General features: G+C 68.1%; 21 protein-coding genes and 7 tRNA genes. 22 read left to right on the top strand and 6 right to left on the bottom strand.

The window, feature by feature from the left end; all coding sequences use genetic code 11:
* Positions 1-16 precede the first annotated feature (16 nt).
* Complete coding sequence (locus AC4PMY_RS18520; RefSeq protein WP_491623356.1) at positions 17-2,443, top strand: phosphoketolase family protein; 2,427 nt, start codon at positions 17-19, stop codon at positions 2,441-2,443.
* Here the strand turns inward: AC4PMY_RS18520 and AC4PMY_RS18515 are convergent.
* A complete protein-coding gene (locus AC4PMY_RS18515) occupies positions 2,440-3,321 on the bottom strand; it encodes an ADP-dependent NAD(P)H-hydrate dehydratase (RefSeq protein WP_285039051.1) in 882 nt (293 codons plus the stop codon). The two genes, AC4PMY_RS18520 and AC4PMY_RS18515, sit on opposite strands and share 4 nt — an antisense overlap.
* Positions 3,308-4,048, bottom strand: a complete 741-nt coding sequence (locus AC4PMY_RS18510) for a histidine phosphatase family protein (RefSeq protein ID WP_491623355.1) — start codon at positions 4,046-4,048, stop codon at positions 3,308-3,310. The genes AC4PMY_RS18515 and AC4PMY_RS18510 overlap by 14 nt, the downstream gene beginning before the upstream one ends.
* A 165-nt stretch (positions 4,049-4,213) precedes the next feature.
* On the opposite strand from AC4PMY_RS18510, the gene AC4PMY_RS18505 reads away from it, so the two are divergent.
* Positions 4,214-5,854, top strand: a complete 1,641-nt coding sequence (locus tag AC4PMY_RS18505) for an MFS transporter (RefSeq protein ID WP_491623354.1) — start codon at positions 4,214-4,216, stop codon at positions 5,852-5,854.
* A gap of 45 nt (positions 5,855-5,899) precedes the next feature.
* Here AC4PMY_RS18505 and AC4PMY_RS18500 read toward each other — a convergent pair.
* Positions 5,900-5,972 (bottom strand) — tRNA-Val (locus AC4PMY_RS18500).
* 168 nt (positions 5,973-6,140) lie between these two features.
* On the opposite strand from AC4PMY_RS18500, the gene AC4PMY_RS18495 reads away from it, so the two are divergent.
* The 8 genes from AC4PMY_RS18495 to AC4PMY_RS18460 all read left to right on the top strand — a co-directional run bounded on the left by AC4PMY_RS18495 (position 6,141) and on the right by AC4PMY_RS18460 (position 9,339).
* Positions 6,141-6,212, top strand: a tRNA-Gly gene (locus AC4PMY_RS18495).
* Between the two features lie 56 nt (positions 6,213-6,268).
* Positions 6,269-6,339, top strand: a tRNA-Cys gene (locus AC4PMY_RS18490).
* 58 nt (positions 6,340-6,397) lie between these two features.
* Positions 6,398-6,472: transfer RNA gene (locus AC4PMY_RS18485), tRNA-Val, on the top strand.
* A gap of 139 nt (positions 6,473-6,611) precedes the next feature.
* Positions 6,612-7,151: a hypothetical protein gene (locus tag AC4PMY_RS18480; protein WP_491623353.1), complete on the top strand. Its 540-nt coding sequence runs from the start codon at positions 6,612-6,614 to the stop codon at positions 7,149-7,151.
* 315 nt (positions 7,152-7,466) lie between these two features.
* Positions 7,467-8,738 (top strand): HNH endonuclease signature motif containing protein, encoded by a 1,272-nt coding sequence (locus AC4PMY_RS18475; protein WP_491623352.1) that lies wholly within the window; start codon positions 7,467-7,469, stop codon positions 8,736-8,738.
* Between the two features lie 309 nt (positions 8,739-9,047).
* A tRNA-Gly gene (locus AC4PMY_RS18470) sits at positions 9,048-9,119 on the top strand.
* A 56-nt stretch (positions 9,120-9,175) separates the two neighbouring features.
* Positions 9,176-9,246 (top strand) — tRNA-Cys (locus tag AC4PMY_RS18465).
* 21 nt (positions 9,247-9,267) lie between these two features.
* A tRNA-Val gene (locus AC4PMY_RS18460) sits at positions 9,268-9,339 on the top strand.
* Positions 9,340-9,420: 81 nt separating this feature from the next.
* Here the strand turns inward: AC4PMY_RS18460 and AC4PMY_RS18455 are convergent.
* Positions 9,421-10,104, bottom strand: coding sequence for a lysoplasmalogenase (locus AC4PMY_RS18455; RefSeq protein ID WP_491623351.1), 684 nt, complete (start codon positions 10,102-10,104; stop codon positions 9,421-9,423).
* 193 nt (positions 10,105-10,297) lie between these two features.
* Here AC4PMY_RS18455 and thrS point away from each other — a divergent pair, with 193 nt between their 5' ends.
* The 12 genes from thrS to AC4PMY_RS18395 all read left to right on the top strand — a co-directional run bounded on the left by thrS (position 10,298) and on the right by AC4PMY_RS18395 (position 23,265).
* Positions 10,298-12,220, top strand: coding sequence for a threonine--tRNA ligase (thrS, locus tag AC4PMY_RS18450; RefSeq protein WP_197977518.1), 1,923 nt, complete (start codon positions 10,298-10,300; stop codon positions 12,218-12,220).
* Positions 12,217-12,777: an HIT family protein gene (locus tag AC4PMY_RS18445; RefSeq protein ID WP_079002488.1), complete on the top strand. Its 561-nt coding sequence runs from the start codon at positions 12,217-12,219 to the stop codon at positions 12,775-12,777. The genes thrS and AC4PMY_RS18445 overlap by 4 nt, the downstream gene beginning before the upstream one ends.
* 98 nt (positions 12,778-12,875) lie before the next feature.
* Positions 12,876-13,781, top strand: a complete 906-nt coding sequence (gene pdxS / locus AC4PMY_RS18440) for a pyridoxal 5'-phosphate synthase lyase subunit PdxS (protein WP_064293812.1) — start codon at positions 12,876-12,878, stop codon at positions 13,779-13,781.
* 30 nt (positions 13,782-13,811) lie between these two features.
* Positions 13,812-14,408, top strand: coding sequence for a pyridoxal 5'-phosphate synthase glutaminase subunit PdxT (gene pdxT / locus AC4PMY_RS18435; protein WP_121290694.1), 597 nt, complete (start codon positions 13,812-13,814; stop codon positions 14,406-14,408).
* A gap of 99 nt (positions 14,409-14,507) precedes the next feature.
* Positions 14,508-15,269: a YebC/PmpR family DNA-binding transcriptional regulator gene (locus AC4PMY_RS18430; protein WP_079705914.1), complete on the top strand. Its 762-nt coding sequence runs from the start codon at positions 14,508-14,510 to the stop codon at positions 15,267-15,269.
* A gap of 96 nt (positions 15,270-15,365) precedes the next feature.
* Positions 15,366-15,998, top strand: coding sequence for a crossover junction endodeoxyribonuclease RuvC (gene ruvC, locus AC4PMY_RS18425; protein WP_064293815.1), 633 nt, complete (start codon positions 15,366-15,368; stop codon positions 15,996-15,998).
* Positions 15,995-16,621 (top strand): Holliday junction branch migration protein RuvA, encoded by a 627-nt coding sequence (gene ruvA, locus AC4PMY_RS18420; RefSeq protein WP_064293816.1) that lies wholly within the window; start codon positions 15,995-15,997, stop codon positions 16,619-16,621. The genes ruvC and ruvA overlap by 4 nt, the downstream gene beginning before the upstream one ends.
* A complete protein-coding gene (gene ruvB / locus AC4PMY_RS18415) occupies positions 16,618-17,649 on the top strand; it encodes a Holliday junction branch migration DNA helicase RuvB (protein ID WP_079705916.1) in 1,032 nt (343 codons plus the stop codon). Before ruvA ends, ruvB begins: the two co-directional genes overlap by 4 nt.
* 72 nt (positions 17,650-17,721) lie before the next feature.
* Complete coding sequence (locus tag AC4PMY_RS18410; protein WP_064293818.1) at positions 17,722-18,105, top strand: preprotein translocase subunit YajC; 384 nt, start codon at positions 17,722-17,724, stop codon at positions 18,103-18,105.
* 64 nt (positions 18,106-18,169) lie between these two features.
* Positions 18,170-19,921: a protein translocase subunit SecD gene (gene secD, locus AC4PMY_RS18405; protein ID WP_064293819.1), complete on the top strand. Its 1,752-nt coding sequence runs from the start codon at positions 18,170-18,172 to the stop codon at positions 19,919-19,921.
* Positions 19,921-20,961 carry a protein translocase subunit SecF gene (gene secF / locus AC4PMY_RS18400; protein ID WP_064293820.1) on the top strand — a complete coding sequence of 347 codons (1,041 nt, stop codon included), beginning with the start codon at positions 19,921-19,923 and terminating at the stop codon, positions 20,959-20,961. The genes secD and secF overlap by 1 nt, the downstream gene beginning before the upstream one ends.
* Before the next feature lie 48 nt (positions 20,962-21,009).
* Positions 21,010-23,265: a RelA/SpoT family protein gene (locus tag AC4PMY_RS18395; protein WP_491623350.1), complete on the top strand. Its 2,256-nt coding sequence runs from the start codon at positions 21,010-21,012 to the stop codon at positions 23,263-23,265.
* Here the strand turns inward: AC4PMY_RS18395 and AC4PMY_RS18390 are convergent.
* Both AC4PMY_RS18390 and AC4PMY_RS18385 read right to left on the bottom strand, forming a co-directional pair.
* Positions 23,252-23,929, bottom strand: coding sequence for a hypothetical protein (locus tag AC4PMY_RS18390; RefSeq protein ID WP_491623349.1), 678 nt, complete (start codon positions 23,927-23,929; stop codon positions 23,252-23,254). The two genes, AC4PMY_RS18395 and AC4PMY_RS18390, sit on opposite strands and share 14 nt — an antisense overlap.
* Positions 23,930-24,023: 94 nt before the next feature.
* Positions 24,024-25,253, bottom strand: a complete 1,230-nt coding sequence (locus AC4PMY_RS18385) for a DUF349 domain-containing protein (RefSeq protein WP_369808437.1) — start codon at positions 25,251-25,253, stop codon at positions 24,024-24,026.
* Positions 25,254-25,273 lie beyond the last annotated feature (20 nt).

Genomic DNA, 25,273 nt, shown 5'->3' with positions numbered 1-25,273 from the left:
CTGGGATCTTGGGACGATGACGCACAACGCACGGGACGGGTCGACGACGGACAGCTGGCGGCCTCGCGACACGACCGAGCCGGTGTCCGAGCGGAGCATCGAACAGGTCGACGCCTGGTGGCGCGCCGCGAACTACCTGTCCGTCGGGCAGATCTACCTGCTCGACAACCCGCTCCTCCGCCGCCCGCTCGAAGCCGCTCATGTGAAGCGCCGGCTCCTCGGCCACTGGGGGACCGCTCCGGGGTTGAATCTGACCTATGCGCATCTCAACCGCGTGATCGCGGAGCGCCACCAATCGGCGATGTTCATCGCCGGGCCCGGGCATGGCGGGCCGGCGATCCTGGCGAGCGCCTACCTGGACGGCACCTACAGCGAGATCTACCCTGACGTCGCCGAGACCGAAGCAGGGTTGACCCGGTTCTTCCGTCAGTTCAGCTTCCCCGGCGGGGTACCGAGTCACGCGGCTCCCGAGACGCCAGGCAGCATCCATGAGGGTGGCGAGCTGGGGTACGTCCTGAGCCACGCGTACGGCGCAGCCTTCGACAACCCCGATCTCCTCGTCGCGGCGGTCGTCGGCGACGGTGAAGCGGAGACCGGACCGCTCGCGACCAGCTGGCATTCCAACAAGTTCATCGACCCGGTCCAGGATGGCGTCGTCCTGCCCATCCTGCACCTGAACGGCTACAAGATCGCGAACCCGACGGTCCTGGCTCGCATCCCGCGCTCCGAACTCGAGAGTCTCCTGCGTGGATACGGACACGAACCGTTCTTCGTCGAGGGCGGGTTCGACGGCGAGGATCCGATGGAGGTCCACCGCAGGTTCGCCGAGGTCCTCGACGTCGTGTTCGACCGCATCGCGGCCATCAAGTCCCGGGCCGCCACCGGAGACACCGGACGGCCGGTGTGGCCCATGATCGTGCTGCGCACACCGAAGGGCTGGACCTGCCCCGAGGTGATCGACGGCGTCCGGGTCGAGGGGACGTTCCACGCGCATCAGGTCCCGCTCGCCGACGCTCGGGACACCGAGGAGCACACCCGGATCCTGGAGTCCTGGATGCGGAGCTACCGGCCTGAGGAGCTCTTCGACGATCATGGCGCGGTGGTTCCGCTCGTGCGGGAACTCGCTCCGCTCGGGGAGTCCCGGATGAGCGCGACCCCGCACGCCAACGGAGGTCTGCTGCGCACGGAGCTCGACCTCCCCGCGATCGACGACGCCGCTGTCGTGGTGGACGCCCCGGGTGGTCGCGACGCCGGGGCGACGGGTGTCCTGGGGTCGTGGCTCACGGACGTCATCCGGCGTAACCCGACCACCTTCCGGATCTTCGCTCCCGACGAACTCGCCAGTAACCGACTCCAGGCGGTCTTCGAGGTGACCGAACGGCAGTGGAACGCCGAGACCGTCCCGGACGACGAGCATCTCGCCCGCGCCGGCCGGGTCATGGAGATGCTCAGCGAGCACCAGTGCCAGGGCTGGTTGGAGGGCTACCTGCTCACCGGTCGGCACGGCCTGTTCACCTGCTACGAGGCCTTCATCCACATCGTCGACTCCATGTTCAACCAGCACGCGAAGTGGCTGAACGGTTCACGTGAGTTGCCGTGGCGGCGCCCGGTGGCGAGCCTCAACTACCTCCTCACGAGCCACGTCTGGCGTCAGGACCACAACGGCTTCAGCCACCAGGATCCCGGGTTCATCGACCACGTCGTGAACAAGAAGCCCGATGTCATCCGGGTGTATCTGCCGTTCGATGCGAACACCCTCCTGGCTGTCTCGGAGCACTGCCTGCAGAGCACGGACGAGATCAACGTCATCGTCGCGGGCAAGGATCAGGAACCCGTGTGGCTCGGCATCGACGACGCTCGCGCGCACTGCGCCCGCGGGCTCGGCATCCTGCCCTTCGCCGGTTCGGAGCGTGCGGGGGAGCGCCCGGACCTCGTCATGGCCTGTGCCGGGGATGTCCCCACGCTCGAGACGCTGGCCGCCGTGAGCATCCTGCGCGAACGCATCCCGGAGCTGTCCGTCCGGGTCGTGAACGTGGTCGACCTCATGCGACTCATGGGCGAGGATCAGCATCCGCACGGCCTCTCCGACGCCGAGTACGACAGCGTGTTCACGACGGACCGTCCAGTCGTCTTCGCCTACCACGGGTACCCGTGGCTCATCCATCGGCTGACGTACAAGCGCCACGGGCACGATCAGCTGCATGTCCGCGGGTACCTCGAGAACGGGACCACCACGACACCGTTCGACATGGTGATGCTCAACGAGATCGACCGGTTCTCGCTCGTGTGCGACGCGATCGACCGGACGCCGGGGCTCGGCGAACGGTTCGCGGGTCTCCGTCAGGAGATGCAGGACGCCCGGCTCCGGGCCCGAGCGCACACCAGGGAGTTCGGCGAGGACGCACCCGAGATCACCGGCTGGCGCTGGCCCGCTGTCGGTTAGGACCGCCCCGTGACGGGTCGCCCGAGCTCTCGGAGGAGCGTCGGGAACTCGTCCGCGAACTCGCGGGCGAGGGCTCCGAGAGGGCCGATCCGGTCTGCGAGCCGATCGCCGGAGGCGGCGTGCAGCACGGTACCCCAGCAGCTCGCCGCGAGCGGGGAGAGTCCGCGTGCCGCGAGCCCGGCGATCGCTCCGGCCAGGACGTCACCGCTACCCGCCGTCCCGAGGGCCGGACTCCCGCCGGGCGCGATGAAGTCCCGCTCACCGTCGGAGACCCTGCCCTGACAGGTGACGACGGCGCCGTACCGTCGCGCCAGTTCGAGCGCCGCCGTGTCCGGGTCGGCCTCGTCCACGTCGAGGAGGATCGCGGCCTCGGCCACGTTCGGGGTGAACACGAGGCGACCTTCCAGCCCCTTCGAGAAGTCGGGAGCGTGTGACAGGGCACCGAGCGCGAAGGCGTCGAGCACCACGACGGTGTCGGCGCCCAGGAGCGGGCGCAGGCTGTGGAGGAGTGCCACGGCTTCGTCCGCGTCGTCGAGGCCAGGACCGAGCAGCAGACAGTCGACGTCCAGGACGTCCTCGAGGCGGCCGACCTCGTCACCCCGGACGGCTCCGGCGCTGGTTTCGGCCAACCCGATGACGCCTGCCTCAGGGAAGGCGATCGCGAGTGGCGACGATGCTGACGCACCGACCGCGAGCGTGATCCGACCCGCGCCGACCCTGAGGACGGCCAGGCCCGCCAAGGCGACCGCCCCGGGCGTCATCCGCGCGCCGCCGACGACGAGCGTCGACCCACGATCGTCCTTCGACGATCCCGGATCGGGAAGCGGCCAGTCGGCGAGGACCTCAGGCGTGAGCATGGTGGGGTCAGCTTCGGACATCGGTCGCCCCCGAGTGCTCGGTGACCGAGACCTGCGCCTGCTCGAGGTGTGCGGTCGCATTCGCCGCCCGCGCTCTCCAGGCCCGTCCGTCGTGGACGAGGTGGGTGAAGGAGGCGTTCGGCGTCGGGCGGAGAGCGGCCTCCTCCAGGACGCGACGCTCATCCCACCCCTCGCAGATGTAGCGGAAGAGCGAGATGACGGCGTCGTGACAGACCACCAGGGCCCGCGTGCGGTCGGTGTGCCGGTCCAGGTCGCCGATGAACGAGCGGAGGCGGAGGGCCACATCCGTCCAGGCCTCACCTCCCGGCGGTCGGTAGTAGAACTTGCCGAGGGACCGTCGTCGAGCGGCCTCCTCCGGGAACTCCGCATCGACGCCCACCGAGGTGAAGGTGTCGAGGATCCCGAGTTCGCGGTCGCGCAGCCGTTCGTCGACGACCGGCCGAAGCTCATCGGCGTCGAACGCGGCGGTCCGGAGCGCGACCACGGCCGTCTCGTGCGCTCGCCGATAGGGCGAGCTGAAAACGATGTCGGGGCGGTCGGCGGGAGCGAGGGTGGCGAGTCGAGCGCCCACCGCGGCTGCCTGCTCGACGCCGAGGGCCGAGAGGGGTACGTCGGCGTCACGATCGGGGACGGCGATGCGGTGGGATCCGGCACGATCGGCTTCCAACGCGGCGAGGTTCCCGGCGCTTTCACCGTGGCGGACGAGGATCAGTTCCGTGATGGCCATGCGTCCACGGTAGCCAGCACGATTCGGTGCACGGAGAGCTTGACGGTCCGGCGATGATCCTCCATAGGGCGTCGCCGCCAGCCGGCCCTCGACGGTGATGACACCGCTCGATGATTGCGACAAACCGACGATGCCCGGGCCGCGACGGCGTCCTGTCGTTCGACCATGTCTTCACCCTCGGCAATCCCATCGTCGCAACCGTCGGCATGGGCGCCGATCGCCATCACCGCTTTCAGGGTGCTCTGGTTCGCCCAGCTGGGGAGCAACATCGGCACCTGGATGCAGACCGTGGGAGCCCAGTGGGTCCTGGTCGAGGCCGCCGCCGGCGCAGCGGTCATCGCCCTCGTGCAGACCGCGAGCCTCGCGCCCGCCATCCTGGTCGCCCTGCCAGCAGGCGTCCTCGCGGACTCACTCGACCGGCGACGGCTGCTCATCTGTGGATCGGCGGCGAGTGCGGTCCTCGCAGCCGCGCTCACCGTGGTGGCGGCGGTCGGCGCGCTGACGCCGTGGACGATCCTGGCCTTCACCTTCCTGCTCGGCATCACCTCCACGCTGACCTCACCCGCATGGCAGGCGATCCAGCCGGAGCTCGTGCCCCGCAACCTGATCGCGGCGTCATCGGCGCTCGGCGGTGTCACCGTGAACGGAGCCCGTGCGGTCGGTCCGGCCCTGGCCGGTGTCGTCCTATCGGCCTTCGGTGCTCCCGTCGTGTTCGGTGTCAACGCGCTGAGCTTCGTCATGGCCGTGATCGCCCTCGTCTGGTGGAAGCGACCCTCGCAGACAGGTCTCGACGACCGCGAGCCGTTCGGGGCAGCGTTGCGAGCGGGGGTCCGGTACGTCGTGTCCGCGCACCTCGTCCGCCGGATCCTGCTGCGTTCCGCACTCTTCGCGCTGCCTGCCAGTGCCCTCTGGGCGCTGCTGCCCCTCACGGCGAAGCGCCTCCACCTCGACTCGAGCGGATACGGTCTCCTGCTCGGTGCTCTCGGTGTCGGTGCCGTGCTGGGCATCTTCGCCCTGCCGCTCGCTCGCCGTCGGTTCTCCGACAACACCGTGATCGCCGGGAGTGCGGTGCTCTTCGCCGCCGGATCGCTCGCAGCGGCGTTCCTGCCCTTCGCACCGGCACTGCTGCTGCTCGTGTTCGCGGGGCTGGCCTGGATCGGCACCCTCACGGTGCTGAACGCCGCGCTGCAGCTCACCCTGCCGCAGTGGGTGCGGTCCCGTGGCGCCTCGATCTACATCCTCGTCTTCATGGGCGCGATGGCCATCGGCTCGATCGGCTGGGGCGTGGCAGCGCAGGGACTCGGCACGCCGCTCGCCTACAGCGCTTCGGCCGTCCTGCTCCTGCTGGTGGCGGCCAGTGTTCGGGTGCTGCCCCTGCTCCCCGGAACCGGAACCGTCGACCGCAGCATCTCGATGTCTTGGCCGACACCCACGTTGGTGTTCGAACCACAGCCGACCGACGGGCCGGTCCTCGTACAGATCTCCTACACGGTCCATCCGGACTCGCTCGCCGCGTTCCAGACAGCGATGGGTCGTGTCGAGTCCTCTCGCCGCCGGACCGGCGCCTCGAGATGGGCCCTGTACCGGAGTGGCGAGGAGTCCGACGTGCAGTTGGAGACCTTTATGGTGCCGTCGTGGGGCGAGTTCCGACGACAGGAGACGCAGCGTCTGACCGGCCGCGACCGCGACATCCGCGCTGCAGCGCTGGCGCACGCCGACGGTGCACCCGTCGAACGACACTTCTTCCCGAGCGATGCACGCCGGACCGAGTCTGCCAGGGCGGAACGTCCTGATCTCGCGGAGTGAGTCGCCGCCGTGGAGGTGGAACACCTCGGGGGATGGTGAATGATGTGGGCGATACCGGACTCGAACCGATGACCTCTTCCGTGTGAAGGAAGCGCGCTACCAACTGCGCCAATCGCCCGCAGGTCGTCCGCACCGGAGAGGTGCCGAACAGCCGCGAGTCACGATACTAGCCGATGGCGGGGGACGAACGCACATCCGCAACGCTGTCGACCCAGTACGCGCGCCGGTTTGAACATCGGTCCCGGTTTCGGCTAGAGTCGTTCGAGCACGCAGTGATGCGGGCAATGCGGATGTGGCGCAGTGGTAGCGCATCACCTTGCCAAGGTGAGGGTCGCGAGTTCGAATCTCGTCATCCGCTCGAGTGTCAGTGAGAACGTGCAAGCGTTCCGCTCGACAGTGTGTTTCATCACACGTGGTGGCGTGGCCGAGAGGCTAGGCAGCGGCCTGCAAAGCCGTCCACACGGGTTCGAATCCCGTCGCCACCTCACCTCAGCAACACAGTTCCACCAGCAACATCCCGGCGTCGTGTCTCACACGCCACCCGGGCGATTGGCGCAGCGGTAGCGCGCTTCCCTGACACGGAAGAGGTCACTGGTTCGATCCCAGTATCGCCCACCACAGAAAGCCCCCGGACCCCCGGGGGCTTTCGTCGTTCGAGCACATGCAGGCAACGCAGGGGGACCATGCTTCAGCGAGTCATGGCGGAGACCACCGGGCCGCAGCGGTGCTCGTCGTCATCGCGCGACGGACGTGTGGCATGAGCCGCCTCGGCGATTGGTGGCGGTCGGGCAACGCGAAACCGCGACGGCATCCCACGGACCCGGGCCGCGCAGCCGTCCCGTACCCGGCACTCAGCCGGTCGGGCCGGGCGGCGTTCGCCCAGTGCGAGCAGTACCTCCTCCGTGAGATCGTCGAGGCCAGAGCGTGGGGACGGCAGGTCGCCAGCCGCGGTGACACGCCCGACACCAACGGTTGGCTCATTATGCCCGGTCGGACGCACTCCTCCCTGATGGACGACTCGAGGGGCATGGGGGCGATGCCGGCGGTGATGGACTCCGTTGTCCAGTGGCTCGCGGACGCCGGGGCGATCCGCCCACTCTCGGAACACACACGGCAGGCCATCGCGGTCTCGAACGCCGAGGAACGGCTCCGCGATTACCCGGAGCACCACTCTGACGGCGACGGCCGGCGCACCTGGGACGACGACGTGTGGGAGGTGGAGCCGATTCGGATGCTCCAGATCTACCCGCACCTAGCCGATGCGAACGACGACTGGAGCCAGCAAGAGGGCCGGTGAGTGGCTCCACTCACTGCGCAGCCACGTACCGTCCCACCACCTGGCCGACGCGCTCGGTCTCCGAGCTTGTCGACGGGCCGACCAGCAACTTCCACAACCACCGACACCCCACCGGTCCCTGAAAGCGACGCCCCGCCGAACCCCTGAGCAACCCCCACCGGTCTCTGAGCAACCCCCACCGGTCCCTGAGCAACCCCCACCGGTCCCTGAGCAACCCCCACCGGTCCCTGAGCTTGTCGAAGGGCACACGAGCGACTTCCCCGACCGATCCCACTCACCATCTGGAATGTCAGTGGTCCATGGTGGACTTGTCCTATGACCGAGACCACCCTCACCGCGATCCGCGCGAGCGACGAGTACGCCGCGCAGCTCGCGGAGTTCTCGGACGAGTGGGCGGAGCTCCACCGGCAGCAGGCCGTCCTTGACGCACGGAAAGCGCGCCTCCTTGCCCGCTCCGCCGCCTACGCGGACACCTTCGCAGACGCCACGGTCCCGGCGATCTTCCCGCCGGCCGAGCGTCAGGCGCTGTCCCGCCGGTCGACCTGCGCGGCCCTGGCGATGGCGACCCGAACGCCCGAGCAGACGGTCCAGCGGGCGACGAACGACGCCGAGCGGCTCGTGAACGACGCACCTGCCGTGCTTGCCTCCCTCGAAGCCGGCCGCATCTCGGCGCAGCACGCGCAGACGATCATCGACCAACTCAGTGACGTGCCTGTCGCGGGGCGGGCGGCGTTCCTCGCCGAAGTCCTGGCGGTCGCGGAGGAGTCCACCAACGCGAACCTCCGGAAACGCGCCCGCGTCCTGCGCGAGCGACTCCACCCCGAGTCCATCACCGCACGCGCAACCCGATCCGAGGCCGACCGTCGGGCGGAGTTCGAGCCCGCAGCGGACGGCATGGCCTGGGTGCATCTCTTCACCACGGCACCCATCGCGCAGGGCATCATCGAGCGGATCGAGGCGGCGGCAGCGGAGTCGCGGGCCGCAGGTGACACTCGCACCTGCGCGCAACTGCAGGCAGACGCCCTCGCGGCCCTCGCCCTCACCGGTGTCACGCCGGAAGACGTGGCATCGAGCCCGGTGCTCCCACACCCGATCGAGGTCCAGGAGCACATCAAGCCCACCGTGCAGATCACGGTGCCGGCACTGAGCATGGCCGGCGTCTCCGACGCCCCAGCCACCCTTGACGGCTACGGGCCGATCGACCCGGAGACCGCAGCACGTATCGCGGTGAACGCCCCAAGCTTCACCCGGATCCTCGTCCAACCGGAAACCGGCTCGATCCTCTCCGTCGGCCGCAACCAGTACCGGGTTCCGGCCGATCTCCAGCGCGCGGTGCGTCTCCGGGACGGCACCTGTCGGGCACCGGGCTGCGGCAGACGCGCCCGAGCCTGCGACCTCGACCACTCGGTCGCGTGGGAAGACGGCGGCACCACGGATGTCGGCAATCTCGCGTGTCTCTGTCGACATCACCACCGGATGAAGCACCTCCCGGGATGGAACCTCGCCCATGGACCGGGCGGGGTCCTCGAGTGGACGACACCCGACGGGAAGCAGTATCGGACCGAACCTGATCCCGCACCGTTCTAACCTCCGCCGATCCCTGAGCCTGTCGAAGGGGTCCTCGTGAGCACCTCGACAAGCTCAGTGACCAGGAACAACCCGGTGACCGGGGGAGTGCCCCCGGACCGCTCCGGTCCCTGAGCCTGTCGGAGGATGGTTCGGCCCTGGATGCTGCCGCTCCGGACGTCGTCACAGGCCGACGCGCCGAGGAAGATGGAATTTCAGCCCGATTTTCCGCGGAACATCAAGGGTTGGGCCGACTCGCCCGCGCCGAGGTGTCAACGAGCGCCCTCAACATCGGCTAGAGTTTCCAAGCACCCGGAAACGGGATGCAATGCGGATGTGGCGCAGTGGTAGCGCATCACCTTGCCAAGGTGAGGGTCGCGAGTTCGAATCTCGTCATCCGCTCGAGTGTCAGTGAGAACGTGCAAGCGTTCCGCTCGACAGTGTGTTTCATCACACGTGGTGGCGTGGCCGAGAGGCTAGGCAGCGGCCTGCAAAGCCGTCCACACGGGTTCGAATCCCGTCGCCACCTCGCTGGCAACACCACTCACCTGGGCGATTGGCGCAGCGGTAGCGCGCTTCCCTGACACGGAAGAGGTCACTGGTTCGATCCCAGTATCGCCCACAGGAACACGAAGGGCCCGAGCGAACAGCTCGGGCCCTTCGTCGTTGCACGGACCACCCGTCGTACACCCTTGACGCCCGCTCAGACGGCGAGGACCGCCCGCTCCCGGCGACGCAGGACCTCCGCGACGCCCCACACGATGATGCCTTGGCCCGCGGCGTACGTCGCCATGATGATCTCGTCCGCCGCCCAGATCGTCACTGCAGGCACGAAGCGGTCGAGCCCGATCAACGAGTCGGAGACGAGGAACAGCGCACCGCCGACGGCGATCATCGGCGTCGTCATCGTGGAAGACGCCGCCATGGCCCCGATCACGACGGCATACAGGACGACCGCCGGATACAGCGCCCCCATGTCCTGCTGGCTGAGGAGCGCGATGCCGGCGACGAGCCACACCAGGTACACGAGCGCCCAGACCGGCGGGCGGTTCCTGGTGCGCAGATGCCGCACGAAGAGTAAGACATAACCGGCCTGAGCGAGCATGAAGAACAGGATCCCCACGCCGAACGCGAGTTCGCCCGGAACCATGAGGGCGACGTCGCCCAGCCAGCTGCACATGATCGCGACGAGCGCGGTGACCGCAGCGGCAGACAGCCGTCGGACCGACCACACGAGCGCCAGCGCGAGGACCAGCATGATGAACGGCTTGGTGAGGAGCGACAGCCACTCCTGACCGGAGGCGAGGGCGATGATGTGCACGAGTGCGACCACGGGCAGCGCGGCGAACAGCGCCGTCGCAGCCCCGCTTCTCTGCACAACCGTCATCAGCGCCACCCCCGTCACGTCGTAGGCCTTCACTCTAGCGATGCGACCGAGCACGAACCATGGCCGCCGACCGACGGCAGCGTCTCCTCGTCGTGGACGACGATAGGCTTGCACGGCCAAGGTTTCACCTGAGAAAGAGAGATCATCCGTGAGTGACGGGTTCGCACTGTTCACCGACCGATCCGTGGTCGCCATGCGCGTCAACGGCGAACTGAAGGACCTCGCCGCCACGGTGACGGAGACGGACACCGTCGAGCCGGTGCACCTCGACTCGCCCGACGGTCTCAACATCCTCCGCCACTCCGCAGCCCACGTGCTCGCGCAGGCCGTGCAGCAGGTCGACCCGCACGCGAACCTCGGCATCGGCCCGCCGGTCACCGACGGCTTCTACTACGACTTCGACGTCGCCGCACCGTTCACGCCTGAGGCGCTCAAGGTGCTGCAGAAGACGATGGACCGCATCATCCGCCAGGGCCAGCGCTTCGTGCGACGCGTCGTCACCGAAGACGAGGCTCGCGAGGAACTCGCGGGGGAGCCCTACAAGCTCGAGCTGATCGGCCTCAAGGGCGGATCGGCAGCCGACGACGAGAACGTCGAGGTGGGCGGCGCGGAGCTGACCATCTACGACAACGTCGACCCGAAGACGGGGGAGACGGTCTGGAAGGACCTCTGCCGCGGTCCGCACCTGCCGAACACGCGCATGATCGGCAACGGCTGGGCCTTGACGCGTCTCGCCGCGGCGTACTGGCGCGGGAGCGAGAAGAACCCGCAGCTGCAGCGGATCTACGGCACCGCTTGGGCGACCAAGGACGAGCTGCGCGCCTACCAGACGCGGATCGAGGAGGCGGCCAAGCGCGACCACCGCAAGCTCGGCGCCGAGCTCGACCTCTTCAGCTTCCCCGAGGAGATCGGCTCGGGTCTCGCGGTGTTCCACCCCAAGGGCGGCATCATCCGCAACGAGATCGAGAACTACATGCGTGAGCGCCTGCTCGCTTCCGGCTACGAGCTGGTGAACACCCCGCACATCACGAAGGGGCACCTGTTCGAGGTCAGCCAGCACCTGGCCTGGTACAAGGACGGCATGTTCCCGGCGATGCACCTCGACCAGGAGGTCGACGCCGACGGCCACGTCACCCGTCAGGGCCAGGACTACTACCTGAAGCCCATGAACTGCCCGATGCACAACCTGATCTACCGGGCTCGGGGGCGGAGCTACCGCGAACTGCCGCTTCGACTCGCCGAGTTCGGCACGGTCTACCGGTATGAGAAGAGCGGCACGCTCTCCGGGCTCACGCGCGTCCGTGGCCTCACGCAGGACGACGCCCACATCTACGTGACCGACGACCAGGTCAAGGACGAGGTCGGCCGCCAGCTGCAGTTCGTCCTGGAGACCCTCCGCGGCTACGGTCTCGACGACTTCTACCTGGAGCTCTCGACGAAGGACCCCGACAAGTACGTCGGCACCGACGAGGTCTGGGACGAAGCGACCGAGACCCTCCGCCAGGTGGCGGTCGAGTCCGGTCTCGAACTCGTCCTCGACCCCGCCGGCGCAGCCTTCTACGGTCCGAAGATCTCGGTGCAGGCGCGCGACGCGATCGGCCGGACCTGGCAGCTGTCCACCGTGCAGCTCGACTTCAACCTCCCCGAGTTGTTCGAGCTGGAGTACACGGCTGCTGACGGCACGCGCAAGCGTCCGGCGATGATCCACCGCGCACTCCTCGGCTCGATCGAGCGCTTCTTCGCGATCCTGCTCGAGCACTACGCGGGTGCCTTCCCGGTGTGGCTCGCCCCCGTGCAGGTCGTCGGTATCCCCGTCTCCGAGCAGTACGAGGAGTTCCTCGGCGGAGTCGTCGCCGAGCTGCGCTCGTCCGGGGTCCGTGCGGAACTCGACGCCTCCGACGATCGGATGCAGAAGAAGATCCGGAACCACACCAAGGCGAAGACCCCGCTGCAGCTGATCGTCGGCGAGGAGGACCAGGCCAACGGCGCGGTGAGCTTCCGATTCCGCGACGGCACCCAGGAGAACGGTGTCCCGGTCGCCGACGCCGTGCGCCGAATCCGCGCCGCCATCGCCGCGAAACTGCAGGTGAACACCGCAGCGGATCTGCCGGCATGACCCCGGGCACCGAGCCGGAGTCGTTCGAATCGATCGACACCTCCCACCTGGTGGGCGTCCCGGACGCGTTCCAGCGTCTCTGGACGCCCCACCGGATGGTCTACATCAAGCAGGGCCAACCATCCGACGACGGTTGTCCGTTCTGCATCGCGCCGACGCTCGACGACGAGTCAGCGCTCATCGTGCATCGGGGCGAGCACGCCTTCGTGCTGCTGAACCTCTTCCCGTACAACTCCGGGCATCTGCTCGTCTGCCCGTACCGCCACGTCGCGATGTACGACGACGCGACGACGGAGGAGGTCGCCGAGATCGGCGCTCTGACACAGACGGCGATGCGGGTCGTCCGGTCCGTTTCGAGGAACGACGGTTTCAACCTCGGCATGAACCAGGGTGCCGTGGCCGGTGCCGGGATCGCGGCGCACCTGCACCAGCACATCGTCCCGCGCTGGGCGACAGACGCCAACTTCTTCCCGATCATCGCCCAGACCAAGGCGCTCCCGCAGCTGCTCGGCGACGTCCGGCAGTCGATCGCGGACGCCTGGCCCACCTCGGCCTGATCCATCGTGGGCCAGTCCAGGTGGACCGGCCCAGCCAAGTCCAATTTCCGGCCTGTGGACGGAGCACCGTCAGGCCACCCGGCGGTACGCTCGCCATCATGACCGAGAGCAGCACGACCACTGGACAGCACGGCTCGAACCGCGTGAAGCGCGGACTCGCGGAGATGCTGAAGGGCGGCGTCATCATGGACGTCGTCACCGCTGAGCAGGCCCGTATCGCGGAGGACGCCGGAGCCGTCGCCGTGATGGCCCTCGAGCGCGTCCCGGCGGACATCCGGTCCCAGGGCGGCGTGGCTCGGATGAGCGATCCCGACCTCATCGAATCGATCATCGCCGAGGTGTCCATCCCCGTCATGGCGAAGGCTCGCATCGGCCACTTCGTCGAAGCGCAGGTCCTCCAAGCGCTCGACGTCGATTACATCGACGAGTCCGAGGTCCTGAGCCCGGCCGACTACGTGAACCACATCGACAAGTGGGGCTTCGACGTCCCGTTCGTGTGCGGCGCCACCAACCTCGGAGAAGCACTGCGGCGCATCAACGAGGGCGCCGCCATGATCCGCTCGAAGGGCGAGGCCGGCACCGGCGACGTGTCCGAGGCGACGAAGCACATCCGCAAGATCCGCTCCGAGATCGCGCACCTGTCGTCGATGTCGAAGGACGAGCTGTACGTCGCGGCGAAAGACCTCCAGGCCCCCTACGACCTCGTCGTCGAGATCGCCGAGACCGGCAAGCTCCCGGTCGTGTTGTTCACCGCCGGGGGTGTGGCGACGCCGGCCGACGCCGCGATGATGATGCAGCTGGGTGCCGACGGCGTGTTCGTCGGATCCGGCATCTTCAAGTCCGGCAATCCGGCTCAGCGGGCGGCGGCCGTCGTCAAGGCGACGACCTTCTTCGACGACCCTCAGGTCATCGCCGAGGTGTCCCGCGGTCTCGGTGAGGCGATGGTCGGCATCAACGTCGCCGACCTCGCCGCACCGCACCGCCTCGCCGAGCGTGGCTGGTAGCCCCGCGTCCGCCCTGAACCAGGTGACGTCGTGACCGGGGCGGCACGCGTCGGCGTCCTCGCCCTGCAAGGGGACTTCCGCGAGCATGCGGCCGTCCTCACCGGCCTCGGGGCGGACGTCAGCCTCATCAGGCGTCCCTCGGAACTGACCGGCATCGACGGACTCGTCCTGCCCGGCGGCGAGTCGAGCGTGATGGACAAGCTCGCTCGCTCCTTCGACCTCGCCGGACCGTTGCGCGAAGCGATCACCGCCGGGTTGCCCGTGTACGGCACCTGCGCCGGGCTCATCCTCCTGGCCGACCGGATCCTCGACGGGATCGCCGGGCAGCAGAGTCTCGGCGGGCTCGACGTCTCCGTCCGGCGCAACGCCTTCGGGTCGCAGCTCGACTCCTTCGAGACGGACCTGTCGATCCCGGTCCTCGGCGACCCGCCCGTGCACGCCGTGTTCATCCGCGCTCCGGTGGTCGAAGCCGCCGGTCCGTCGGTGACACCTCTCGCCTCGCTGCCCGACGGTCGGATGGTCGCCGTCGAGCAGGGGAACCTCCTCGGCACGTCCTTCCATCCCGAGGTCACGGGCGACACCCGTTTCCACGCCTACTTCCTCGACAAGGTCGAGCGATCCCGCTGAGGCGCTGGCGCCCGATCCCGTGGCCCGTCGCGGCGTGATCGCGAGTTCCAGGTCGCTGGCCTAGACTGGTCAGGTTCTTTTCACGCAGTTAGGGAGCACATGTCCGGACACTCCAAGTGGGCGACGACCAAGCACAAGAAGGCGGTCATCGACGGCCGTCGCGCGAAGTCGTTCGCCAAGCTCATCAAGAACATCGAGGTCGCGGCCAAGATGGGCGGCGCAGACCTCGCGGGCAACCCGACGCTGCAGGACGCCATCCAGAAGGCGAAGAAGACCTCGGTCCCGAACGACAACATCGACCGCGCCGTCAAGCGCGGTGCCGGCCTCACCGGTGAGGTCGTCGACTACACCACGATCATGTACGAGGGCTACGGTCCGAACGGCGTCGCCCTGCTCGTCGAGTGCCTCACCGACAACAAAAACCGTGCAGCAGCCGATGTCCGGACGCTGATGTCCCGCAACGGCGGCACCATGGCCGATCCGGGCTCCGTCGCCTACAACTTCCAGCGCAAGGGCCTCATCGTCGTCCAGGCCGAGGGGACCACGGAGGACGACGTCCTCGGCGCCGTCCTCGATGCGGGCGCAGAAGAGGTGAACACCGAGGGCGAGACCTTCGAGGTCGTCACCGAGCCGAGCGACATGGTCGCGACCCGGACCGCCCTGCAAGAGGCCGGTATCGACTACGACTCCGCCGACGTCGCCTTCGTCCCGAACCTCAAGGTCGAGATCGACGCCGACACGGCGCGCAAGGTCTTCAAGCTGATCGACGCTCTCGAGGACAACGACGACGTCCAGAACATCTACAGCAACTTCGACCTCACCCCCGAGGTGCAGGCCGAGCTGGAGGCCGACGACGAGTAGTCCGGCACCCGTGCCGTGCGAAGCCCGTTCGAACGGATGTACGACACTCCGCCCTCGCGGAGCGTCCGGCGCATCGCCCGCGCTTAGGGTCGGAACATGACTCTGCGTGTCCTCGGCATCGACCCCGGCCTGACCCGATGCGGGGTGGGGGTCGTCGACGTCCTCCCGGGACGGCAGGCCACGATGGTCGAGTACGGCGTCATCCGGACGGACGCGCACGCCCCACTCGAGCAGCGACTCCTCATGATCGCGCAGGGTATCGCCGAGGCGATCGAGCGCACCTCGCCGACCGCGATGGCCGTCGAGCGGGTGTTCGCGCAACACAACGTCCGGACGGTCATGGGCACCGCCCAGGCGAGTGGGCTCGCACTGCACGCTGCGGCCGCGAACGGGATCCCCGTCGGCCTGCACACCCCGAGTGAGGTCAAAGCCGCGGTGACCGGATACGGCCGGGCGGACAAGCTCCAGGTGCAGACCATGGTCGCCCGGATCCTCGGTCTCGACGAACTCCCGAAGCCCGCTGACGCCGCCGACGCGCTCGCACTTGCGATCTGCCACGCCTGGCGACCCGTCGTGTCGACGGCAGCGACACCCGTCGGCGCTCCGCCGCAGGGGAGTGGAGCACTCACTCCGGCCCAGCGTGCGTGGGCGGCGGCGGAACGCGGCGGCGCTCCGCGCGAGGCGGCCGTCCGGGCCCGGGCAGCGCGGAGCCCTAGGCTGGAAGCATGATCTCCTCCCTCCGCGGCACCGTCCTGAGCGCGGTCGGCAACCTCGTCGTGATCGAGGTGGGCGGCGTCGGATTCGCCGTCCAGGTCACGCCGGCCCATGCACTCTCACTCCGGGTCGGCACCGAAGCGCTCCTCTCGACGACACTGATCGTGCGGGAGGACTCGCTCTCCCTGTTCGGGTTTCGATCCGCTGAGGAGCTGTCCGTGTTCGAGCTCCTGGTGAGCGTCACCGGGGTCGGGCCGAAGTCGGCGCTCGGGGTCCTGGAGGCGCTGACGCCGGAGCAGATCGCCGCAGCCATCTCCGCGGACGACGACGCCCCGTTCCGCAAGGTCTCCGGGATCGGGCCGAAGACGGCGAAGCTCATCACCGTGTCGCTCGCCGGCAAGCTCCGCGTCACCAGGACGACGCCTGAAGCCCCGGCGACCACCGTGAACGCCGCCGCGATCGCTGATCAGGTCGTCACGGCGCTCATCGGGCTCGGTTGGCCGGAGAAGACGGCGACGCAGGCGGTCGTGGAGGCCTCCGCCTCCGCGAGTGCGGACGACCTCTCGACCGTGCCGTCGCTCATCCGCCTGGCCCTCGGCAGACTCGGCCCGGCGCACGCCGGAGGCCGTACCTCGTGACGGACGCTCCAGAAGACCTCACCAATCCAGCCGCCGAGTCCGACGCGGAACTGGCGTTCGAGGGGGCGCTCCGTCCCCGGTCGCTCTCGGAGTTCGTCGGTCAGTCCAAGGCGCGAGGTCAGTTGCAACTCCTGATCACGGCCGCCGGGATGCAGAACCGCACCCCCGACCACATCCTGCTGGCCGGCCCTCCTGGACTCGGCAAGACGACCCTCGCGATGATCGTCGCGCACGAGACGGGGAAACCACTCCGACTCACGAGCGGTCCGGCCATCCAGCACGCCGGCGACCTCGCCGCGGTCCTGTCGTCGCTGACCCCGGGCGAGGTCCTCTTCATCGACGAGATCCACCGCATGGCCCGCCCCGCGGAGGAGATGTTGTACCTCGCCATGGAGGACTTCCGCATCGACATCATGGTGGGCAAGGGTGCCGGCGCGACGAGCATCCCGCTCGAGCTGGCACCGTTCACCCTGGTCGGAGCGACCACCCGCTCCGGCCTGCTGCCGAACCCGCTCCGCGACCGCTTCGGGTTCACCGCGCACCTCGAGTTCTACGACGAGCCGGAACTGCAGCAGGTGCTGCACCGCACGGCCGACATGCTGGGGCTCGACATCGACGGTCGGGCCGTCGCCGAGATCGCCGGACGCTGTCGGGGTACGCCGCGCATCGCCAACCGCCTACTCCGCCGCGTCAGGGACTACGCACTCGTTCACGGTGGCCGCGCGGACCTCGAGACCGTCCAGGCCGCGCTCGAGCTCTACGACGTCGACGCCCTGGGTCTCGACCGACTCGACCGGTCGGTCATGGAGGGCATGCTCGACCGCTTCGCCGGAGGCCCGGTCGGGCTCAGCACACTCGCGGTCTCGGTCGGCGAGGAAGCGGAGACGATCGAGTCCGTCGTCGAGCCCTTCCTCGTCCGGATCGGCCTCATCACGCGCACGCCACGGGGCCGCGTGGCGACCCCGGCCGCCTGGCGGCACTTCGGCAGAACACCTTCTCAGCATGGCTCGACCCTCGATGGCCTATAATTTCCCTTTGGCGGTGCGTTCCCAACGTCTCCCGCCCTCAATCTCCTCTGGAAGGTTCCCATCGTGGATGCAATGACCCTCGTCCTGTTCGGCCTCGCCGGCGTCATGATCGTGTTCATGATGGTGAGCAACAACAAGCGGAAGAAGCAAGCCGCGGAGACCGAGCAGAAGCTCGTCCCCGGCGCCGAGGTGCTCACCGGCTTCGGTGTCTACGGCACCCTCATCTCGATGGACCGCGACTCCCGCAAGGCCGATGTCGAGATCGCCCCCGGCGTCATCGTCACCATCGACCCCCGCTACGCGGGTGCGGTCGTCGCCCCGACGGTCGCCGAGACCGCGGAAGAGGCTCCGGTCGTCGAGTCCATCCCCGACGACGCCTCATCGCTCGACCTCTCCAAGCCCGAATTCGGCCAGCGCGTCGAGGACACCTCGAAGCCGCAGAAGAGCGACGACTAGTCCCAACCCCTTCCCGGGCGGTGGCCGTCGTGCCACCGCCGGCAGAGAAAGCTGAGTTCCGAGTTTGGCAAAGTCGACTCCGGTCAAGAAAGCGTGGCGTTCGCTCACCTGGCTTGGCGTAATCCTCATCGGTTTGTTCGCGATCAACGCGGCCGGGGTCCTCTGGGGGAACAGCTCATGGGCGCCCAAGCTGGCCCTCGACCTCGAGGGTGGCACCCAGATCATCCTCGCGCCGAAGCTGGAGTCCGGCCAGACGGTCTCCAATGAGCAGCTGAACCAGGCCGTGGCGATCATCCGCCAGCGCGTCGACGCGTCCGGCGTCTCGGAGGCGGAGATCACGACGCAGGGTCAGAACGTCGTCGTCTCGATCCCGGGAACCCCCGACGAAGCGACGCTGAACCGCATCGAGAGCTCCGCGAAGCTCGAGTTCCGTCCGGTCCTCACCTCGCAGCAGCTGACTCCCGGTCAGCCGTCCAACACCTTCATCGGTGAAGACGGCGCCTCGACCCCGTATCCGACGCCGGACCCGGGCCTCGAGAGCACGCCGACCGCGTCGCCGACCAACGCGAGCGACCTGTCGCAGGTGACGCCCGCGCTGTACGCCGCCTTCCAGGCCTACGACTGCGCCGCGAACGCGGATTCGCTCGACGCCACCGCAGCGCCCGCTGCCGACCCACTCATCACGTGCGACGTCGACGGCACCTTCAAGTACGTCCTCGGCCCGGTCGAGGTGTCCGGAGAAGACCTGTCCGACGCGAGCGCCGGCATCAAGACGACGTCGTCGGGTGCGAGCACGGGCGAGTGGGCGGTGTACCCGGTCTTCAACGAGAAGGGCACTGCGCTCTTCGCCGACGTCACCGGTCGTCTGACCTCGCTGCAGAGCCCGCAGAACCAGTTCGCGATCGTGCTCGACGGCAACGTCATCTCCGCACCCCAGTCGCTCGCCGTCATCTCAGACGGCAAGCCGGAGATCAGCGGCTCCTTCACCGAGGAGTCCGCCAAGACCCTCGCCGATCAGCTCAAATTCGGCGCACTGCCGATCAGCTTCGTCGTGCAGAGCCAGGACACCATCTCGGCGACCCTCGGCTCGACGCAGCTGGAGAGCGGCCTCATCGCCGGTCTCATCGGGCTCATCCTGGTCGTCATCTACACGCTGTTCCAGTACCGGCTCCTCGGCACCGTGACCATCGCCTCGCTCGTCGCGGCCGCGGTGCTCACCTATGTGGTGATCCTGCTCATGTCCTGGCGTCAGGGCTTCCGGCTCTCCCTCGCCGGCATAGCGGGCCTCATCGTCGCCATCGGCTTCACCGCGGACTCGTTCATCGTGTACTTCGAACGCATCAAGGACGAACTCCGCGACGGCCGCGGTCTGGAGTCCGCCGTCGAAGCCGGCTGGAAGCGCGCCAAGCGCACCATCTACGCGGCCAAGGGTGTCAACCTCCTGTCCGCCGTGGTGCTGTACGTCCTCGCGATCGGCAACGTCCGCGGCTTCGCCCTCACCCTCGGCGTCACCACGATCATCGACGTCATCGTCGTGCTCCTGTTCACGCACCCGATGATGCAGCTCCTCGGCCAGACGAAGCTCTTCAACAGCGGCAAGCCGTTCACCGGTCTCGACCCGTCGGCGCTCGGCGCCATCTACCGTGGTCGTGCAGAATTCCGGAAGCCCGTCTCGGTGCCCGGCGCCAAGGCCGCATCCAGCAGCCGCGAGGCGGCCAAGCGCCAGACGATCGCCGAGCGCAAGCAGGCGGCCCTCGTCGGAGGCGGCTCCGACACCAGAGCAGACGATCTGCCGACCGATGGGAAGGACTCCTGATGGGTGCGTTCGCACGGTTCGGAAACGAGCTCTACACCGGGAAGCGCTCCTACGACTTCGTCGGCAAGCGCAAGATCTGGTACACGATCGCCATCGTCGCGGTCGTCCTCTCGGTGTTGATCCCGGTCGTCAAGGGCGGATTCAACTTCGGCATCGAGTTCCGCGGTGGTTCGCAGTTCCAGATCGCCGATGTCAAGAGCACCGATCAGACGCTGGCCGAAGACGCGGTCGCGTCCGTCGTCAGCGGCGCGACCACCCACGTGACCGTCGTGGGCGGCAACTCGGTCCGCGTGCAGACCGACCAGCTGAAGAACGACAAGGTCACCCAGCAGGTGTCGGCAGCCTTGGCCGAGGCCTACGGCGTCGAACAGTCCGACATCACGAGTTCGTTCATCGGCCCGTCATGGGGTCAGGACGTCTCCAAGCAGGCGATCGTCGGCCTCATCGTGTTCCTCGTGCTCGCGGCGATCCTCATGGCCCTGTACTTCCGCACCTGGAAGATGTCCGCGGCCGCGCTGCTCTCCCTCATGCACGACCTCATCATCACGGCCGGTGTCTACGCCGCGACGGGCTGGGAGATCACGCCGGCCGCCATGATCGGCTTCCTCACCATCCTCGGGTTCTCGCTGTACGACACCGTCGTAGTGTTCGACAAGATCCGCGAGAACACCACGCTCGACGCCGACGGCGCGGCCCGGACGTTCGGGGAGTCGGTGAACCTCGCGGTCAACCAGACCCTGGTGCGCTCGATCAACACCGGCGTGGTGGCGGCGCTCCCGGTCGCGGCGATCCTGTTCTTCGGTGCCTTCGTCCTCGGTGCCGACACGCTGCGCGACATCTCGCTCGCACTGCTGGTCGGTATCCTCGTCGGCACGTACTCGACGATCTTCGTCGCTGCACCGCTCTACGCGAACTTCCGGCACAACGAGCCCCGCATCGCCAAACACGACAAGCGCGTGCTGCAGGCGCGCGATCGCGCTCAGACCTCGGATGACGCCGAGGGCGAACGCACGGAAGCAGACGCGCCGCTGGCGCGTTGACCCTGACAGCGACCGACAACCGCGTGCACGAGCGCAGGGAGGCCTGAGATGGCGGACACCACGACATCCTCGACGGCCTCCCTGCGCCGTCTCGTCCCACGGATCTTCTCGAAGGCGCAGCCGGCCGGCGCCGTCGACACCCTGATGCGGACGGTACGGCAGCACCATCCGAAGGCCGACCTGGCGCTCATCGAACGTGCGTACACGGTCGCCGAGCGGGCTCACTCCGGCCAGAAACGCCAGAGCGGCGAGCCGTACATCACGCACCCGGTCGCCGTCTCCCAGATCCTGGCCGACCTCGGCATCGGACCGAAGACGATCGTCGCCGCCCTCCTCCACGACACCGTCGAGGACACCGACTACTCGCTCGACCAACTCCACACCGACTTCGGCGACGAAGTCGCCATGCTCGTCGACGGCGTCACGAAGCTCGACAAGGTCAAGTACGGCGACAGCGCACAGGCCGAGACGGTCCGGAAGATGATCGTCGCGATGTCGAAGGACATCCGCGTCCTCATCATCAAGCTCGCCGACCGGCTGCACAACGCCCGGACCTGGGGATTCGTCCCGGCCGAGAAGGCGGCGAAGAAGGCCACGGAGACCCTCGAGATCTACGCACCGCTCGCGCACCGCCTCGGGATCCAGGCGATCAAGTGGGAGCTCGAAGACCTGTCCTTCGCCGTGTTGTACCCGAAGCTCTACGCCGAGATCGAGTCGCTCGTCAAGCAGCGGACACCGCAGCGCGAGGAATACGTGCAGCACGTCATCGACGCGGTGAACGAGGATCTCAAGGCGCAGAAGATCCGCGGCAAGGTCGCCGGTCGCCCGAAGCAGTACTACTCGATCTACCAGAAGATGGTCGTCCGCGGCCGCGAGTTCGACGACATCTACGACCTCGTCGGCATCCGTGTCCTCGTCAACTCGCTGCGCGACTGCTACGCGGTCCTCGGGTCGATCCACGCACGGTGGACGCCCGTCCCAGGGCGTTTCAAGGACTACATCGCCACGCCGAAGTTCAACCTGTACCAATCGCTGCACACCACCGTCGTCGGACCGGGCGGGAAGCCCGTCGAGATCCAGATCCGCACGAACGAGATGCACCAGCGGGCCGAGTTTGGCGTCGCCGCGCACTGGAAGTACAAGGAGCGGATGAACAGCGGGAAGGCCGCGTCCTCCGCTGAACCCGACAGCTCGATGGCCTGGCTCGCCCACATCTCCGACTGGCAGGCGGAGACGGCGGACCCGGGGGAGTTCCTCGACTCGTTGCGGTTCGAGATCGGTGCGAAGGAGGTCTACGTCTTCACCCCGAAGGGGCGTGTCGTCGGCCTGCCCGCCGGCGCGACGCCGGTCGACTTCGCCTACGCCGTCCACACGGAGGTCGGCCACCGGACGATGGGCGCCCGGGTCAACGGGCGGCTCGTGCCGCTGGAGAGTTCACTCAACACCGGCGACGTGGTGGAGGTCTTCACCTCGAAGAACCCCGACTCCGGTCCGAGCCAGGACTGGTTGAACTTCGTCAAGAGCCCTCGGGCGCGGAACAAGATCCGCCAGTGGTTCACGAAGGAGCGTCGCGACGAGGCGATCGAGCAGGGGCGCGACGCGATCGCACGGGCGATGCGCAAGCAGAACCTGCCGCTCCAGAAGCTCATGAACCAGGACTCGTTCGCCGAGGTCGCGGCGCAGCTGCGCTACGAGGACGTCACGGCACTCTATGCGGCCGTCGGCGAGGGCCACGTCTCGACGCAGTCCGTGCTCGAGAAGGTGGTCGCGCTCCTGCAGAAGGACGCCGACAGCGAGCACGCCGAGTACACCGTCCCGGTGCGTGGGAGCCGCCGTGAGCGGCTGCAGAACAGCGACTCCGGGGTCCTCGTGCTCGGTGCTCCCGACATCCTGGTCAAGCTCGCGAAGTGCTGCACCCCGGTGCCTGGTGACGAGATCGTCGGGTTCGTCACGCGGGGCTCCGGCGTCTCCGTCCACCGTTCGGACTGCCACAACGTCCAAGGCCTCCTGCAGGAGCCCGAGCGCATGATCGATGTGGAGTGGGCGCCGTCGTCGAAGAGCGTGTTCCTCGTCCAGATCCAGGTCGAGGCACTCGATCGAGCTGGACTGTTGTCGGATGTGACGCGGGTGCTGTCCGAGTATCACGTCAACATCCTGTCGGCGACGGTGAACACCTCGAGCGACCGCCTGGCCATCAGCCGCTTCGTGTTCGAGATGGGCGACACCACCCACCTCGACCGAGTGCTGAACGCGGTCCGGCGGATCGACACCGTCTACGACGTCTACCGGGTCAACGGCGGCTGAGCGGGAGCGACCAGGACGCCAGTTCGCTCCGAGTCGGCTCGAGGCCGGGGAGCATCACCTCGGTGGCACTCGACACGACACGGACGATCCGTGTGCCGCCGAGGACCCGCGGGACGGAGCGGACCCATGCGACGACCTCCTCAGGGGTGGTGAGCCCGAGCAGGAAGTAGTTGCGGATCGTCGTCATGGCCTCCTCCGCGTCGGCCCCGGTGCGCCGTGCCAGATCCGCGACCGTGCGCGTGGGGGTCGTGACCCGCAGTGCGCCGCACCGCTCGCTGTCGTCGGCGCGGAGTGACACCTGACGCAGACGCAACCGGGGCGAACGCGCGCTTCGCCGTTCCATCGACACGAAGCCCGTGTGGACCCTCGGTGCGATGAGCGCCGCGCCGTGCAGCCAGGCGGCACTCGTCTCAGCGATGACCGCGCCGGCCAGCCCAGGCAGGTGTTCGAGGACCGCCGCGCGCAGCCGGACGGTGTCGGGTTCGTCGACACTGCAGTAGCCGTCTTCGAAGGCGAAGATCTCGCCGTCGAGCCGCGCGGCGGCGAGCTCGGCGACGGAGAGCTCGGGTGGCTGGAGGTAGGCGGGGAGGCGGCTCGTGGAGGCCGATGGATCCGTTGCGCAGCCTGGCTCGATGGGGGAGGACGTCTGGAGTGCCGTGGACATACGACGATCCTCCTGCAGCCGTCCGGCAGCAGGAGGATCGTCGACGGATCTGTGGAGAACCGCGACCGTCACGCGGTTGGTGGAGCGGATCCGCCTAGCGGATCGCCCCGAGCCACGCCTTGCGTGCATCCAGCGCCTCGATGGCCGCGGTGAGCCGGTCGGCGTCACCGGAGGCTCGTGCCGCCTCGACCTCGTCCTCGAGCTTGGCGATGGCGTCGGCGAGCTGGCTCGCGAGCCCCTCGGTGCGCGCCTTCGTCTCGGGGTTGTTGCGCTTCCAGTGCTCGTCCTCGAGCTGCTTGACGTGGGTCTCGATCTTGCGGAGACGGTCTTCGACGACGCGGACCTGCTCGCGCGGGACCTTGCCGATCTCGTCCCACCGACGCTGGATGTCGGTGAGCGCCTTGCGCGCCGAGTCCCGGTTCGTGTCGGCCAGGATCGGCTCGGCATCCGCCAACACCGCGAGCTTCAGATCCAGGTTGCCCTGGAACTCCTCGTTGTCGCGCGCGTCGATCTCGGCCTTCGCACCGTAGATCGCGTCGCCCGCGGCCTTGAACTTCGCCCAGAGCGCGTCATCCTGGCGCTTCCCGGCACGCGGGGAGGCCTTCCACTCGTCGAGCAGGCTGCGGTAGGCGGGGATGCCCTCGGCGCCCTTGGCGATGAGGGCCTCGGCGCGCTCGACGAGCTTCTGCTTGATCGCGCGTGCTTCCTTGTGGACAGAGTCGAGCTCCGTGTAGAACGCACGACGGTGCTGCTCGATCGTCGCGCGTGCCGTCCGGAACCGCTTCCAGAGGTCGTTGGCGTCGTTCTTCGCGAGACGAGGTCCGTCGTGCTGCTGGCGCTGCCACTCGGCGAAGAGTTCGTCGAGCCGCGCCGAGGTCTGCTTCCACTGCACCCGTGCCGGATCCTGCTGCGCGAGCTGCTCGGCCTCCTCGACGATCGCGAGACGCGCACGTGCCGCTTCCTCGAGGGCTGCCTTGGTCTCCTGGCTCTGCGCCTCGGTCAGCTCGCTCACGGTGCCGTCGAGCGCCGCGAGGCGGGTCAGGAGCGCCTGGAGGTTGCCGACCGCGTTGGCGGACTCGACCTGCTTGGTGATCGACTTCACGGCCTTCGCGACGTCCGTCGCCGGAGCACCGCGCTTCGCGCGCTGCTCAAGGAGCGTCACCTGTCCGGCGAGGTCCGTGAACTTGCGCTCGAAGTACGCGAGCGCCTCCTCCTTGGAACCGTCGGGGTACTGTCCGACCGCTCGTTCGCCGTCGGCCTCACGGACGTAGACGGTGCCGTCGTCGTCGACACGACCCCACGGTTCGATCTCTGGACTGGTCACGCGCATCACCCTTGCTGTGT

The sequence above is a fragment of the Plantibacter sp. MDV22-iso1 genome (genome assembly GCF_058408345.1).
The sequence above is the reverse complement of the archived record's forward strand: the minus strand, read 5'-3'. Positions and strand labels throughout refer to the sequence as shown.

Bases quoted from the DNA above. Each gene is read 5' to 3' on its own strand.
- AC4PMY_RS18520 (WP_491623356.1), top strand. From the start codon at position 17: ATGACGCACAACGCACGGGACGGGTCGACGACGGACAGCTGGCGGCCT.
- AC4PMY_RS18515 (WP_285039051.1), bottom strand. From the start codon at position 3,321: ATGTCCGAAGCTGACCCCACCATGCTCACGCCTGAGGTCCTCGCCGAC.
- AC4PMY_RS18510 (WP_491623355.1), bottom strand. From the start codon at position 4,048: ATGGCCATCACGGAACTGATCCTCGTCCGCCACGGTGAAAGCGCCGGG.
- AC4PMY_RS18505 (WP_491623354.1), top strand. From the start codon at position 4,214: ATGTCTTCACCCTCGGCAATCCCATCGTCGCAACCGTCGGCATGGGCG.
- AC4PMY_RS18480 (WP_491623353.1), top strand. From the start codon at position 6,612: ATGAGCCGCCTCGGCGATTGGTGGCGGTCGGGCAACGCGAAACCGCGA.
- AC4PMY_RS18475 (WP_491623352.1), top strand. From the start codon at position 7,467: ATGACCGAGACCACCCTCACCGCGATCCGCGCGAGCGACGAGTACGCC.
- AC4PMY_RS18455 (WP_491623351.1), bottom strand. From the start codon at position 10,104: ATGACGGTTGTGCAGAGAAGCGGGGCTGCGACGGCGCTGTTCGCCGCG.
- thrS (WP_197977518.1), top strand. From the start codon at position 10,298: ATGCGCGTCAACGGCGAACTGAAGGACCTCGCCGCCACGGTGACGGAG.
- AC4PMY_RS18445 (WP_079002488.1), top strand. From the start codon at position 12,217: ATGACCCCGGGCACCGAGCCGGAGTCGTTCGAATCGATCGACACCTCC.
- pdxS (WP_064293812.1), top strand. From the start codon at position 12,876: ATGACCGAGAGCAGCACGACCACTGGACAGCACGGCTCGAACCGCGTG.
- AC4PMY_RS18430 (WP_079705914.1), top strand. From the start codon at position 14,508: ATGTCCGGACACTCCAAGTGGGCGACGACCAAGCACAAGAAGGCGGTC.
- ruvC (WP_064293815.1), top strand. From the start codon at position 15,366: ATGACTCTGCGTGTCCTCGGCATCGACCCCGGCCTGACCCGATGCGGG.
- ruvA (WP_064293816.1), top strand. From the start codon at position 15,995: ATGATCTCCTCCCTCCGCGGCACCGTCCTGAGCGCGGTCGGCAACCTC.
- AC4PMY_RS18410 (WP_064293818.1), top strand. From the start codon at position 17,722: ATGACCCTCGTCCTGTTCGGCCTCGCCGGCGTCATGATCGTGTTCATG.
- secF (WP_064293820.1), top strand. From the start codon at position 19,921: ATGGGTGCGTTCGCACGGTTCGGAAACGAGCTCTACACCGGGAAGCGC.
- AC4PMY_RS18395 (WP_491623350.1), top strand. From the start codon at position 21,010: ATGGCGGACACCACGACATCCTCGACGGCCTCCCTGCGCCGTCTCGTC.
- AC4PMY_RS18390 (WP_491623349.1), bottom strand. From the start codon at position 23,929: ATGTCCACGGCACTCCAGACGTCCTCCCCCATCGAGCCAGGCTGCGCA.